Below are 13,215 nucleotides of genomic sequence, written 5' to 3'. Positions count from 1 at the left end.
TCTTATCTGCTGAAATATCAACGATGAGCAGTTTGTCATATGTGTTTGTAGGTCATTGTTTATCAAATTAAGCCAAAGACGATTACATAGTTTTTATGGACGGTTACTACTGTAGCTTGAGGACGAATTAAGAAAATATATACATAACAAGAAAAGAAGGAAAGGTTTGCAAATGAATGCAACAGTCAAAGTAACAGAACAGGATTCGATTTTGCTTCCAGTTAAAGCAGGGATGGCTTTAGATAAAAAACGTTATTTATGGGCAATCAGTCCCGCTTTACCTGTGATTGGTATGGGAATTTTAGCAGGCTATCAGTTTGCACCACGTCCATTAAAAAAGGCATTTGCTTTAGGTGGGCCCTTATTGCTTCATGTCATTATTCCTACAATTGATGCATTCATTGGTAAAGATCAAAACAACCCTTCTGCTGAAGATGTGAAATTATTAGAACAAGATCCTTATTATGCGCGGTTGGTAAAAACTTTTATTCCACTTCAGTATGCAGCCAATTTTTATGCGTGTTATTTGGTGGGACGTAAAGAGACGTCTTTATTGGATAAAATTTTACTCGGTGTTTCTATGGGAGCAATTAACGGTATTGCAATCAATACAGCCCATGAATTAAGCCATAAGTCGGATCGCTTAGATCATATTCTGTCACATTTGGCCTTGGTCCCGACAGGCTATAACCATTTTCGCATTGAGCATCCGTATGGGCATCATAAGCGTGCGGCAACACCAGAAGACCCTGCATCCTCGCGTATGGGGGAAACTTTTTATGAGTTTTTACCTAGAACCGTGATTGGCTCGTTTAAATCTGCAATTGAAATTGAAAGTAATCGTTTGAAGCGTAAAGGCAAGACGTTTTGGTCTAAGGATAATGAGTTGTTACAAGGCTGGGGAATGAGTGCCACATTTCATGCCAGCATGATTAAAATATTTGGTGCAGGTATTACGCCATATTTACTCACACAATCTTTATATGGCATTAGCTTGTTTGAAATTATTAACTATATTGAGCACTATGGTTTGTTGCGCCAGAAAGATGAAAATGGCAAATATGAGCGAACCATGCCTGAGCATAGTTGGAATAACAATAACATTGTGACCAATTTGTTCTTATATCAATTGCAACGCCATTCAGATCATCATGCTTATCCAACTCGACCATTCCAAGCGCTGCGACACTTTGATGAAGCACCAGAGCTGCCAAGTGGCTATGCGAGTATGCTTTTACCTGCCATGATCCCACCTTTATGGTTCAAAATGATGGATAAGCGTGTATTTAAACATTATGGCGGTGACTTAAATAAAGCCAATATTCATCCTAAGCGTAGAGCGAAGATTTTTAAGAAATTTGGTGTGATAGACAAATTACTGAACTCATAATGATTTATACATCATTTAAAATTGAGTAAGAAATGACATCAATTCAGTAGGATTGATGTCATTTTGTGCGTATTTTAAAGTGGTTTTTCCATCCAGATTTCACAGGCATGGCTATGGCCCGTATGACCTTTGGGTGTTGATAGGTGTTGAAAGCCCAACTTTTCATAAAGTTTGACCGCTTGCCATAAAGATTCGGTTGTTTCCAAATAACAGGAACGATAGCCTCGCGCTGAAGCGAATTCGAAACATTGTTCTAAGATTTGCTTGGCAAAGCCTAAGCCTCTAATTTCAGGTAAAAAATACATCTTTTGAATTTCAAGCGTCGCATGATCGCCACTAAGCGGCGAAAGTCCACCACCACCTAAAATTTGACCTTGTGCATTTTCAATTACCCAATACTGTGCATTCGGCTGACTATAGACTTGATATAAATTGTCTAAAATAGGGTCTGCAACAGCAAAGCCAGATTCAGGCGCAAGGCCAAATTCTTTGGACACTTCACGAATAATTTGGGCAATTGCAGGATTATCTTGTTCTTGGAGTGTATGAATTTGAAACATTGGATAAGTAAAGTATTTAAATGATGGATTGTTATAACAAATAATCCATCATTTGTAAGGGTGTTTTTAAGCGGATAGGGCTTACTTTAACTCACTTGAGCCTTTACCCAGTTCGCGCCGTGCAATAATGAGCTGTTGGATTTGCTGCGTACCTTCAAAAATGTCCAAGATTTTAGAATCACGTGCCCATTTCTCTAAAAGCTCTGTTTCGTTATAACCAATAGAAGCGGCAAGTTCCACACACTTTAATGTAATATCATTGCCAACACGCCCTGCTTTGGCTTTTGCAATAGAAGCCTCTTTAGAGTTTGGTTTTTTATTGTCTGCCATCCACGTAGCTTTTAACATGAGCAGACGTGCGGCTTCCCATTCTGCTTCCATTTTATAAATCTGAGCTGCTAGGTTGGAACATTGCAAATAAGGGGTGGCATAGTTTGAATCAAGTTGATCCTGAAAAATTTCTTTGATGCGTTCTAAAGAGGCTTTGGCACATCCAATAGCCATTGCAGCGACCAAAGGACGCGTGTTATCAAAAGTTTCCATCACCCCAGCAAAGCCTTTTGCGACGTCAATTTCGGCATTACCGAGTAAATTTTCCGCAGGGACACGACATTGGTCAAAACGAATCACGGCAGTATCAGATGCTTTAATTCCGAGTTTGTGTTCCAGTCGTTCAACTGTCATGCCTGCTGTACCTTTTGGGACGACAAAAGATTTGATAGCAGCACGACCAAGTTTTTTATCCAGTGTCGCCCAGACCACAACAGAATCGGCACGTTCGCCAGAAGTCACAAATATTTTTTCACCATTTAAGATGTAGTCGTCACCATCTTTAGTGGCTGTGGTGCGAATAGCAGCAGAGTCAGAACCACAATTTGGCTCGGTGATTGCCATTGCAGCCCATGTGCCTTTGAAGCGCTCCAATTGTTCATCGTTCGCAACGGCTGCAATCGCTGAATTGCCGAGTCCCTGACGTGGCATAGACAGCAACAGTCCTGTATCGCCATAACACATTTCGATAATACCCAATGCTGTAGACATATTGACGCCATTTTTATTGCTGTCATCTTGTGAACCGCGTTTTCCTACCGCAGCTCCAGCGTTAATGCCTTCACCGCCATCATTCATGCCATCGAGTAAGGATGCAAGCATATCCAGTTCTTTCGGGTAGGCATGTTCGGCCTTATCGTATTTGCGGGAAATTGGGCGCAACACATTTAACGCGACTTCATGGGCTTGGTCGAGTAAGATTTTAAATTTTTTAGGGTTTTGTAAGTTCATAATCGATACCTTTATTTTATTCTTTTAAGCGTGTAAACCTGAATGTAAGATCGCCGTAGCACGTAAATCACGGTACCAACGTTCTACGGGATGTTCTTTGGTGAAACCATGACCACCTAGAATTTGCACGCCGTCTGTACCAATTTTCATGGATTTTTCAGCGCAAAGTAGTCGAGCAAGATATGCTTCACGATGATAAGGTTTACCTGCTTCTGCCAAACTTGCAGCATTCAACACCAACATACGCATGGCATCAATTTCAATCGTCATATCTGCAATCATAAAAGCCACGCTTTGACGATGAGAAATCGGTTCACCAAAAGCTGTTCGTTCATTGGCATAGCGAATACAGTATTGTTTAACTGCTTCACAAGTGCCTACGGCCATGGCACACCACATAAGATTTCCTAGATCTATAAAAGCTGTGTAATCAAAGTCATCATCTCCTAAGCGTTCAGCTGGAGTTTGATTAAACTGTAAAGTCATGGTTTCCGTGGCTTTTAAACCCATTGCAGGATTTTTCTGAGCACGAATAGAAGTATCACGTTTCACGACAAATACATCTGGTCGACCTTGAAATTCAGCAGTTACAAGAAATACATCGGCGGTTTCACCCAGCATTACCAATGTTTTTTCACCACTTAAATAAATTTGACCATCATTGTTGAGGGCTTTGGTTTTAAGCTGCATTGGATTGAATGCAGGTGTATTTTCTTGGACAGCAAAGCTGGCTCTGACTTCACTATCTTCAGCAAATGCAGATAAATAACGTTCTTGTATCTGTTCGGAACCCCATTGTGTTATGGCATTAATTACACTAAACGTTGAGAGCATTCCTGCTGTTAGGCTGAAATCGCCTTTGGCCAAGTGTTCTGCAATTAAGATATGACTGATGATGTCTTTTTCAGTGGCAACACCCCCAAAAGATTCAGGTAATGCATAATAATTTAAGCCTAATTCATCAACGTGTGCCCAGAGTTGCTGAGGGAATTGTTCTTGATGGTCGGCTTGATGGGCAAGTGGGTAGAGAACTTCTGTCGCAAACTGACTCATGGCATCGCAGGTCATCTGCTGTTCTGCGGTTAAGCTGAGGTCGAACAGAGATTTTTGCTGACTAGGTAGGCGTTGTTTAGTATGAGGCTCCGCACCATTAAAAACCTTTTGTGTTTTGCTTAGGGCTTTAAAACTGGTTTTAGAGCCTTGATATAATGATTTTTCTAAGAATTTTCTAAGCTTAAGTTGATCCAGAACGTCGCTTCCAGCAATTTTTGTAATCAGCGATAAACCTAATCCTTGTGCCTTATTGACCATATTTGTCATTATTTTTCGTTCCATATGAGCATAATTGCTATTTTTATGCTGACATGACGTTATATAAAAAACTATGTCATTGTTGACATACTCAATTGTCAAAGATAAACGGTAATCTAGTAGTTGGATTTGGTTTAAGATACTGATTTATATTATGAAGATTTATAGTTGAATTGTCTAAATGGGGTGAGTATTGACTAGAATGACAAAGTTGCCATTCTAGTCTGAGTAAATTAAATAAAAGATTTAATCATGTTGCGGACATTGGTTTTGGCATCAATCACGGTCATAAAGGTATATGCCCCGATAAATTTGCGACTAATAAACATAAATTCTTTTGGTGGAACACTGAAATAACGGGAAGCCATTGATTTAGACGCTTGTTGCATCACTCGGCTATGTAACAAGCTTTTTTTCCAGTCGTAGCGGTAATGCTCATCCATCACACCAGCAGGCAAATCTTTGTTATTGGCAGGGCAGCTAAATGCTTCGGTTGCCAATAAGAAAACTTTCGCCATATCAGGTTTAATACTTTGCGGAATTGAGTCAAAAAACTCATATCCAGTCATTGCATTCACCATTGCTTGTGGATCATGCTGATAACCTGCATGAATAAGATTGCGAGCCACACTGAGTAAATGTTGATCGAATTGACGAATGGCACCAAAGTCGAGTAAAACAATTTGGTCAGGTTGTTGCTCTCCATCTCCTAAGCGAACTAAATAGTTGCCAAAATTAGGATCGGTTTGCATTTCACCCCATTCAAAAATCTCACGTACTGCAATTTCTAAAGCAGCTTCACCTAAAAGATTACGACGATCTTGTGGCAAGGAAAGCATCACGGGGCTGTTAATCGGCACACCACGTTCAAATGTCATGCATAGAATTTGGTCAGTACAAAATTCATCAATAATTTCAGGCACGATATAACGCGGATCATCTTTCAATCGTTCAGCAAAACGTCTAGTGGTGGCTGCTTCAATGTCGTAACTTACTTCACGATGCATCATTTCGCGCACTTCATCAAACCACTGATCAAATTCTCGGGTTTGTGGCACCATCCGCGTCAATTTGAGCATGTTTTTAAACAAGCTCATATCGGAATCAATTGCATCAGCAACCCCTGGATATTGAATCTTCAATACTAGTTCTAATCCGTCCGATTTACGTGTTGCACGATGAACTTGTGCCAATGAAGCTGTACCCAGTGGCTCATGATCAATGGTCAGTTCATGAATTTTATCACCCAGTTGTTGCTCTAAATGCTGCTTAATCGCAGGCCAAGCCAGTGCAACGGTTTGGTTATTTAAGGTATTTAGAGCTTGAGTAATTTCTTCTGGCAAAAAATGTTCGCCATATAAAGCCATCATTTGTCCAATTTTGACAATCGAACCTTTGAGTTTGCCAATTTCAGCAACTAAATAGTTCGCTTGCTCTTTCATGGCTTGTTTACGTTTTTTTTCTTTTTCAGCTTCACTAGAGAACATTGATGTCGCATTGGATGCCGCCCAACGAGTTCCCGCCAGTAAGGATGCTTTTGCAATAGATAAGCGACGATCCATAGAGGAGGTTTTAAGTTGTTTGAGCTTATCATTCTGATCTGACATTCAATGCAATCCTTAATCAGCAATTCACAGAAAAGTTAATTGTAACGGATATTAACGTGTCTTCACGTATTAAAAAAGTTCAACTTGCTGAATGACGCGGTTTTTTTAGAACTGTATCTAAATTTATGCAGAATCAGAGCATTCTGTTTACATATGAAATTTTATTTTCAGTGCTTCTTTGTTCGAGAGTTGTACCTTATGGTTTTGGATATAGGTTGTAATCATGTTTTGCACGCTAATGTGAGTAAAACCATGCGCATAACCTTTAACAATCACAATACTGGGTAGGCTGAAAAATAAATATTTAGCGTCGTCTAGAGTAGGGCTGTTAAAAACCTGATGTTCTGAGAGTTGTTGCATTAAACATAATTTTTCAGAAAGAATATCGGGCGATTCATTGCTCCAATAGTTTTGGCGCATCGCCATAAGATTGTTGTGTTTATAGCTCATATCAAGAAAAGGAGTAAATAATGAGCTATTTATAAGTCTCTAAAGTCCCTAATTCAAGTTGCTTTTGGCGAGAACGGTTAAAGTTTTGTATCTGTTTATTAAGGTTCAAGTTTGGATATTAAATCTATCCAGTGGTCTTATATAGATTGAATTTTAATGAAATTGCAGGTGATTGAAAAATGGAATGAAATAGAGAAGAAACACAGTTAAGCATTATATAATCAGGCAAAACAAGGTATCATAAGCCGTTTTTTATGATTTTGACCTTGGAGACGCCTTAAGTGGATCGACCGACTATTAGCCCTGAACATTTACAGGAAGCCGCTGAAACCCTCACTACTATTCGTGATTTTATCCGTTTTGGGGTAACAGCATTACGTCAATACGATGCACACTTAGGTCAAGGTACAGAAGACTTTTTTGCTGAAAGCTCAGCATTAGTATTACAGACGTTATCTTTAGACTGGAACGCAGATTCTGAAATTTTAGATGCAAAATTATTAGCAAGTGAAAAAGCAGAATTTCTACAATTGCTTGAACGCCGTATTAATGAAAAAGTACCCACCTCATACCTATTGAACTTGGCGTATTTCTTTAATAAGCCATTTTATGTGGATGAGCGTGTACTTATTCCGCGTTCGCCAATTGCTGAACTCATTGAAAACCGTTTTGCACCTTATTGTTTAGATGAAAATGGTGAAATGCGTGCAGCGGACAATAATCTTCCTGTCAATACTCAGCCTAAAACACCGCAACGCATTTTAGATATGTGTACTGGTTCAGGTTGTATCGCCATTGCTTTGGCTTATGCATTCCCAGATTCGGAAGTGGATGCTACAGATATTTCAAAAGAAGCATTAGAAGTTGCTTCTATTAATGCTGAACATCACGATAAGCAATATCAAGTTGCGTTATTAGAGTCAGATTTATTCGCTAAAATTCCTGCTGAAAATCAGTATGACTTAATTATATCGAACCCACCGTATGTGGATGCGGAAGACATGGCAGATTTACCAGATGAATTCCGCCATGAACCAGAGTTGGCTTTGGCTGCTGGACAAGATGGTCTTGATTTAGTGCGTAAAATGTTGGCACAAGCCGCAGACTACTTAACAGAAGATGGTTTAATTGTTATCGAAGTTGGTAATTCTGAATGGGCGATGAAACAAAACTTCAATACCATTGATTTCCATTGGTTGAAATTCCAAAAGGGTGGTTCAGGCATCTTTGCTTTAACAGCTGCACAATGTCGCCAATTCCGTGATTTATTCATTCAATCTGTTCAAGCATAAGGAGTTGTGAACATGGCAGGTAATAGTATTGGACAACTCTTCCGTGTAACGACCTGTGGTGAATCTCATGGTGTAGGCTTGATGGCAATTGTGGATGGTGTTCCACCGGGGCTTGAGCTTTCTGCTGAAGATTTACAAAAAGATTTAGATCGTCGTAAACCGGGAACTTCGAAGTTTGCCACGCAACGTAAAGAGCCTGATGAAGTTGAAATTATTTCAGGGGTTTTTGAAGGTAAAACTACAGGTACACCGATTGGTTTATTAATCCGCAATACAGATCAAAAATCTAAAGATTATGGCAATATTGCACAGACTTTCCGTCCAGGGCATGCGGACTACACTTATACACAAAAGTACGGTTTTCGTGACTATCGTGGTGGTGGTCGTTCTAGCGCGCGTGAAACAGCGATGCGTGTTGCTGCGGGAGCTATTGCGAAGAAATACCTTGCTGAAAAATTCGGAATTTTAATCCGTGGTCATGTGACTCAAATTGGTACTGAAAAAGCAGAAAAGTTAGATTGGAATGAAGTTCCAAATAATCCATTTTTCTGTGGCGATGTCGATGCAGTGTCACGTTTTGAAGCCTTGGTGACTTCTTTACGCGAGCAAGGTACAAGCTGTGGTGCAAAATTAGAAATTTTGGCTGAAAATGTTCCAGTGGGTTGGGGTGAGCCAGTATTTGATCGTTTAGATGCGGATATTGCCCATGCCATGATGTCAATTAACGCCGTGAAAGGGGTTGAAATTGGCGATGGTTTTGCTGTAGCAGAACAGTTTGGGCATGAAACACGTGACGAATTAACCACAGATGGTTTCTTGGCAAATCATGCTGGCGGAATTCTGGGTGGTATTTCCAGCGGTCAAACCATTCGAGTTGCGATTGCACTTAAACCTACTGCAAGTATTACCACACCTGGTAAAACCATTAATATTGATCGCGAAAACACTGATGTCCTTACAAAAGGACGCCATGATCCATGTGTTGGTGTGCGTGCTACACCAATTGCAGAAGCCATGTTTGCGATAGTGTTGATGGATCATTTCATGCGTCACCGTGCACAGAATGCCGATGTAATCGCACCATTTGCACCGATTGAACCAAAATAATTTGCATCAAAAAAACCAGTTCACATGAACTGGTTTTTATTTAATTTTAAATAGCCTAAGCATAGAAAGTAATTATAAATTCCAACAATAGCTCACTTGCTATAAAACAATTTCTCACACCAAAATCTTGAAAATATTTAAGGCTAGATTTATGCAATCATTAAAGTTTCGTAAAGCGGAATTAACCGATTTAGACCGTCTATTACATTTAATTAATTTAGCTTATCGCGAAAATCCTATCCAGAGCTGGACCAATGAAGCAGATTATGTGTCGGGGCAAAGAATTAATAAACTGCAATTACAACAGGCTTTGATGGATGATAATTATCATCTATATGTTGCTGAAGTTGATGATGTTATTTCTACAACATCCTTAATCGGATGTATTGGTTTGACGTTTAATGCGAAAGAGGTGGAAATAGGGACTTTTTGTGTAGATCCTGTCTTTCAAAATACGGGTGTGGGCAAGATGATTTTATCATTCGCTGAAACGCAGGCTTTGCTAATACAACCTAATCTTAGATTGTATATGATGTATGTACTTGATATTCGTTCTGAGCTTATCGCTTATTATCAGCGTCGGGGCTATAGTTTAACTCAGGTGCGGAAACCATATCCGATTGATGCTAACGTCGGAACGCCATTATTAAATATTGAATTACAACAATTAATTAAGCATGTCAGTTAATGTTTTAGTTCATAAAAAAGCCCTCATCATAATGAGGGCTTTTTTATTAGGCAAGGAACCAAGTGTAATATCCCCATAACATCAGGGGCCAAGCAATGAAAGGGCTAAATAACCACTTCCAGAGCCAAAAGCGAGGGATAAATCCTACGCCGTAAATGAAACCACCTGAAATACCAATCATGATAAACATCATGGCGCGGTGACTATATTCACCATTGGCATCTAACATTGCACTTGGGTGGATCAACAAGACCGCTGCGAGAGGCAATGCCAACAAAAAGGACACTGCCATTACAAACTTATTTGGTTTTTTTGGCTGTTCTGTTGTCATTGCTACGTCAGTCATGCTTTATTCCTCATCTAAATCTTGATGATGCTCGATATATAGGGCACTGAGAACACCAGCAAAGCATGCCATCAAAATACCGAGAATCCATGCAAAATACCACATAATTTATTCTCCTTAGCATCGCCTTAGTACAGGCTATGTGAATTCTCTTGAATATGTTTTTTGGTAATAACGCCCCACATTTTGTAGTAGCACCAAGTGGTGTAGCACAAAATAAGTGGTACAAAAATACATGCAGCAATCGTCATCACAGTAAGCGTAGTTTGACTTGAAACAGCGTCCCACATGGTCAAGCTTGCAATAGGATTGATACTTGACGGCATGAGGAATGGGAACAAAGCAAAACCTGCTGTTAAAATTGCACCTACAACCGCTAAACTTGAACCTAAGAAGCTAAAACCAGCTTTGTTTTTGCCTGCTGCAAGTACCACAATCAAACCACCTAAGATCCCTGTAATTGGGGCAATCATGGTGATTGGATAAGTCGAGTAGTTGTTCATCCAACCATGATTGGCATTGGTAATAACTTCTTTTGCTAATGGGTTTGCTGCACCATTGGTGTCAAATGGAGTGACTAAGGTATAACCTTCGATTCCGCCAAAATACAACCAAGCGCCAGCACCCAAGAAACAGATAAGGTAAACAATGCCCATCAATTGTGTCGCTTTAGCAGAGCGCTTTCTTAAATCACCATCTGTACGTAGCATAAGCCATGCACCACCATGTGCGCAAAGCATAGATAAACTTACAATACCGCAAACCAAAGCAAATGGATTGAGTAGCGCAAAGAAGCTGCCTGTGTAGGTCGAACGTACAGTCTCATCAAGGGTAAAGGGTACACCCAAGAACATATTGCCAAAGGCCACACCGAAGACTAGAGCAGGTACGGCACCACCGATACATAATCCCCAATCCCACGATGTACGCCATTTGGTATTTTCGAGTTTAGATCGATAGTCAAAACCTACTGGCCGTAGAAATAAGGCAAATAGAACCAGCAATAATGCCCAGTACATGCCAGAGAAGGCTGTCGCATACACCATAGGCCAAGCAGCAAATAAAGCACCGCCCGCTGTAATAAACCAAACTTGGTTGCCGTCCCAGTGCGGAGCAATCGTATTGATTGCTGCGCGTCGCTCTTCATCTGTTTTACCTACAAATGGCATGATTGCCATAGAGCCCATATCGAAGCCATCGGTGAGGGCAAAACCAATCAGCAAGACACCGACTAAAACCCACCAGATAATTTTGAGTAATTCATATTCGATCATGCTTGAGTCTCCTCATTGCGAGCTGCTTCAAGTTTTTCAAAATGGTATTTACCTGTGTGAAGCGAACTTGGACCAAGACGGGAGAATTTGATCATTAAATACATTTCAATAATCAAAAGTACAGTATAGAACGCAGCTAAAGCAGCGATAGAACCCCATACATCACCAGTGCTTAAGCTAGATGCTGACAAGTGTGTAGGTAGTACTTCACCAATCGTCCATGGTTGACGACCAACTTCAGCAACGTACCAACCTGTTTGTGCAGCAACCCACGGAAGTGGTAAAGCTAAAAGAGCAAACTTGAGTAACCATGGTTTGTTTTCGGCATTGCGTTTTGCTACCGCAAAAGTGGCTAAAACAAATAGTAATAACATTAAGAAACCAGATGCTACCATTGCACGGAATGCCCAGAACAAACTTGGTACATGTGGAATAGTATCTAACGCGGCAGATTTGATTTGATCCTCAGACGCATCTACAACATTCGGTGTATATTTTTTCAAAAGTAGACCGTAGCCTAAATCTTTTTGAGATTGCTCAAAAGCAGCTTTAAGTTCAGGAGATGTGTCACCTGCACGAAGCTTTTCAAGTTGAGAATATGCAACCATACCATTGCGAATACGATTCTCGTGTTGAACTAAGAGGTCTTTAATGCCTGTTACCTCTTTAGTTGTCGAGCGTGTTGCAATAATACCCATGACATACGGAACTTTAATTGCATAGTCTGTGGTCATGGTTTCTTTATTTGGAATACCAAACAGCGTAAATGGTGCAGGTGCAGGGTGTGTATCCCATTCTGCTTCAATTGCGGCAAGTTTGGTTTTTTGAACATCACCTAACTCATAACCAGACTCATCTCCGAGTAAAATTACAGAAAGTGTTGATGCTAAGCCAAAAATTGCTGCAATCGCAAATGAACGACGTGCAAATGGAATATCACGCTTTTTAAGTAGGTAATAACTTGAAATTGCCAATACAAAGATAGCGCCAGTTACATAACCTGCTGAAACGGTGTGTACAAACTTAACCTGTGCAACTGGGTTGAAAATGAGTGCGCCAAAATCGACCAATTCCATACGCATGGTTTCGTAGTTGAACTTAGAACCAACAGGGTTTTGCATCCAGCCGTTAGCAACAAGAATCCACAGGGCTGACATATTAGAACCTAGAGCAACCAACCACGTCACACCTAAATGCTGAACTTTGGAAAGTCGATCCCAACCAAAGAAGAATAAGCCAATAAAGGTAGATTCTAAGAAGAAAGCCATGAGACCTTCAATTGCCAGTGGTGCACCAAAGATATCGCCTACATAGTGTGAGTAGTACGCCCAGTTTGTACCAAACTGGAATTCCATCGTTAACCCTGTTGTTACCCCGAGTGCAAAGTTAATACCGAAGAGTTTCCCCCAGAATTTGGTCATATCTTTATAGATTTCTTTACCAGAAATGACGTAAGTCGTTTCCATAATGGCAAGAATAAAAGCTAAACCAAGAGTTAGTGGAACAAAAATAAAGTGATACATCGCGGTCATTGCAAATTGAAACCGCGAAAGATCGACCACGCTTTCAGAAATCATCAACGTGTCTCCTTGATTTGGGATGGACTGCCAGCAATACGCTCAGCAACTTGATTGTCAAAGTTTTTGGGAATAGTCGGTGCATCAAACCAGATGTGTTTAATCGTGAGTAGGATAACGACCTTAATTATTAATATGATCGTTATTTCACGGACTAGGCGTTGATTAAAATCTTTTGGAACTAAGCTCATGGGAATAAGCCTGTTTTGAAACATGATTAATATTATTAAACAATTTCATACAAAAAATAAATAGGAAATACAATTAAAATAGAAATATATTATTAATTTAATATAAATCAATATTTTATGAATCAAAGTGTATTATTTTTA

The 13,215-nt window shown here is 39.9% G+C and carries 14 protein-coding genes; 4 read left to right on the top strand and 10 right to left on the bottom strand.

The window, feature by feature from the left end:
• The first annotated feature begins 172 nt into the window (after positions 1-172).
• Complete coding sequence (locus C3F34_RS17165) at positions 173-1,390, top strand: alkane 1-monooxygenase (RefSeq protein ID WP_104442181.1); 1,218 nt, start codon at positions 173-175, stop codon at positions 1,388-1,390.
• 74 nt (positions 1,391-1,464) lie between these two features.
• Here the strand turns inward: C3F34_RS17165 and C3F34_RS17160 are convergent, their stop codons facing one another.
• From C3F34_RS17160 to C3F34_RS17140, 5 genes are all read right to left on the bottom strand, one after another.
• Complete coding sequence (locus C3F34_RS17160; protein WP_104442180.1) at positions 1,465-1,950, bottom strand: GNAT family N-acetyltransferase; 486 nt, start codon at positions 1,948-1,950, stop codon at positions 1,465-1,467.
• An 81-nt stretch (positions 1,951-2,031) separates the two neighbouring features.
• Positions 2,032-3,231 (bottom strand): acyl-CoA dehydrogenase family protein, encoded by a 1,200-nt coding sequence (locus tag C3F34_RS17155; RefSeq protein ID WP_104442179.1) that lies wholly within the window; start codon positions 3,229-3,231, stop codon positions 2,032-2,034.
• 24 nt (positions 3,232-3,255) lie between these two features.
• Positions 3,256-4,542: an acyl-CoA dehydrogenase family protein gene (locus C3F34_RS17150; RefSeq protein WP_171285015.1), complete on the bottom strand. Its 1,287-nt coding sequence runs from the start codon at positions 4,540-4,542 to the stop codon at positions 3,256-3,258.
• A 233-nt stretch (positions 4,543-4,775) separates the two neighbouring features.
• Positions 4,776-6,149 (bottom strand): ABC1 kinase family protein, encoded by a 1,374-nt coding sequence (locus C3F34_RS17145; protein WP_044738461.1) that lies wholly within the window; start codon positions 6,147-6,149, stop codon positions 4,776-4,778.
• A 147-nt stretch (positions 6,150-6,296) separates the two neighbouring features.
• Positions 6,297-6,599 (bottom strand): hypothetical protein, encoded by a 303-nt coding sequence (locus C3F34_RS17140; protein ID WP_044738462.1) that lies wholly within the window; start codon positions 6,597-6,599, stop codon positions 6,297-6,299.
• A 281-nt stretch (positions 6,600-6,880) separates the two neighbouring features.
• On the opposite strand from C3F34_RS17140, the gene prmB reads away from it, so the two are divergent.
• The 3 genes from prmB (at position 6,881) to C3F34_RS17125 (ending at position 9,686) form a co-directional block, all read left to right on the top strand.
• Positions 6,881-7,891, top strand: a complete 1,011-nt coding sequence (gene prmB, locus C3F34_RS17135) for a 50S ribosomal protein L3 N(5)-glutamine methyltransferase (RefSeq protein WP_104442177.1) — start codon at positions 6,881-6,883, stop codon at positions 7,889-7,891.
• Positions 7,892-7,903: 12 nt separating this feature from the next.
• Complete coding sequence (aroC, locus tag C3F34_RS17130) at positions 7,904-8,998, top strand: chorismate synthase (protein WP_044738464.1); 1,095 nt, start codon at positions 7,904-7,906, stop codon at positions 8,996-8,998.
• Positions 8,999-9,149: 151 nt separating this feature from the next.
• Positions 9,150-9,686 (top strand): GNAT family N-acetyltransferase, encoded by a 537-nt coding sequence (locus C3F34_RS17125; protein WP_044738465.1) that lies wholly within the window; start codon positions 9,150-9,152, stop codon positions 9,684-9,686.
• 46 nt (positions 9,687-9,732) lie between these two features.
• On the opposite strand, the gene C3F34_RS17120 is transcribed toward C3F34_RS17125, so the two are convergent.
• Genes C3F34_RS17120 through cydP form a run of 5 tightly spaced genes read right to left on the bottom strand, consistent with a single transcriptional unit; the run spans position 9,733 to position 13,074 of the window.
• Complete coding sequence (locus C3F34_RS17120; protein WP_016167791.1) at positions 9,733-10,032, bottom strand: cyd operon YbgE family protein; 300 nt, start codon at positions 10,030-10,032, stop codon at positions 9,733-9,735.
• A gap of 3 nt (positions 10,033-10,035) precedes the next feature.
• The gene (gene cydX / locus C3F34_RS17115) at positions 10,036-10,137 is read right to left on the bottom strand and encodes a cytochrome bd-I oxidase subunit CydX (RefSeq protein WP_002120988.1); all 102 of its coding nucleotides are present in this window, start codon (positions 10,135-10,137) and stop codon (positions 10,036-10,038) included.
• A 23-nt stretch (positions 10,138-10,160) separates the two neighbouring features.
• Positions 10,161-11,306, bottom strand: a complete 1,146-nt coding sequence (cydB, locus tag C3F34_RS17110) for a cytochrome d ubiquinol oxidase subunit II (protein ID WP_016167792.1) — start codon at positions 11,304-11,306, stop codon at positions 10,161-10,163.
• On the bottom strand, positions 11,303-12,883 hold the full coding sequence (locus C3F34_RS17105) for a cytochrome ubiquinol oxidase subunit I (RefSeq protein WP_016167793.1): 1,581 nt from the start codon (positions 12,881-12,883) through the stop codon (positions 11,303-11,305). The genes cydB and C3F34_RS17105 overlap by 4 nt, the downstream gene beginning before the upstream one ends.
• Positions 12,883-13,074, bottom strand: coding sequence for a cytochrome oxidase putative small subunit CydP (gene cydP / locus C3F34_RS17100; protein WP_016167794.1), 192 nt, complete (start codon positions 13,072-13,074; stop codon positions 12,883-12,885). The genes C3F34_RS17105 and cydP overlap by 1 nt, the downstream gene beginning before the upstream one ends.
• Positions 13,075-13,215 lie beyond the last annotated feature (141 nt).

Origin of the sequence: Acinetobacter sp. ACNIH2 (assembly GCF_002934965.1) — a bacterium.
GTDB classification, from domain to species: Bacteria; Pseudomonadota; Gammaproteobacteria; order Pseudomonadales; family Moraxellaceae; genus Acinetobacter; species Acinetobacter tandoii.
Note: the sequence above shows the minus strand (reverse complement) of the source record. Positions and strands in the feature narration are given on the sequence as shown.

Coding starts and splice junctions, on each gene's coding strand:
- C3F34_RS17120 (WP_016167791.1), bottom strand. CDS start 10,032: ATGACTGACGTAGCAATGACAACAGAACAGCCAAAAAAACCAAATAAG.
- C3F34_RS17155 (WP_104442179.1), bottom strand. CDS start 3,231: ATGAACTTACAAAACCCTAAAAAATTTAAAATCTTACTCGACCAAGCC.
- cydB (WP_016167792.1), bottom strand. CDS start 11,306: ATGATCGAATATGAATTACTCAAAATTATCTGGTGGGTTTTAGTCGGT.
- cydX (WP_002120988.1), bottom strand. CDS start 10,137: ATGTGGTATTTTGCATGGATTCTCGGTATTTTGATGGCATGCTTTGCT.
- C3F34_RS17150 (WP_171285015.1), bottom strand. CDS start 4,542: ATGGTCAATAAGGCACAAGGATTAGGTTTATCGCTGATTACAAAAATT.
- C3F34_RS17125 (WP_044738465.1), top strand. CDS start 9,150: ATGCAATCATTAAAGTTTCGTAAAGCGGAATTAACCGATTTAGACCGT.
- C3F34_RS17140 (WP_044738462.1), bottom strand. CDS start 6,599: ATGAGCTATAAACACAACAATCTTATGGCGATGCGCCAAAACTATTGG.
- C3F34_RS17165 (WP_104442181.1), top strand. CDS start 173: ATGAATGCAACAGTCAAAGTAACAGAACAGGATTCGATTTTGCTTCCA.
- aroC (WP_044738464.1), top strand. CDS start 7,904: ATGGCAGGTAATAGTATTGGACAACTCTTCCGTGTAACGACCTGTGGT.
- C3F34_RS17145 (WP_044738461.1), bottom strand. CDS start 6,149: ATGTCAGATCAGAATGATAAGCTCAAACAACTTAAAACCTCCTCTATG.
- C3F34_RS17105 (WP_016167793.1), bottom strand. CDS start 12,883: ATGATTTCTGAAAGCGTGGTCGATCTTTCGCGGTTTCAATTTGCAATG.
- cydP (WP_016167794.1), bottom strand. CDS start 13,074: ATGAGCTTAGTTCCAAAAGATTTTAATCAACGCCTAGTCCGTGAAATA.
- C3F34_RS17160 (WP_104442180.1), bottom strand. CDS start 1,950: ATGTTTCAAATTCATACACTCCAAGAACAAGATAATCCTGCAATTGCC.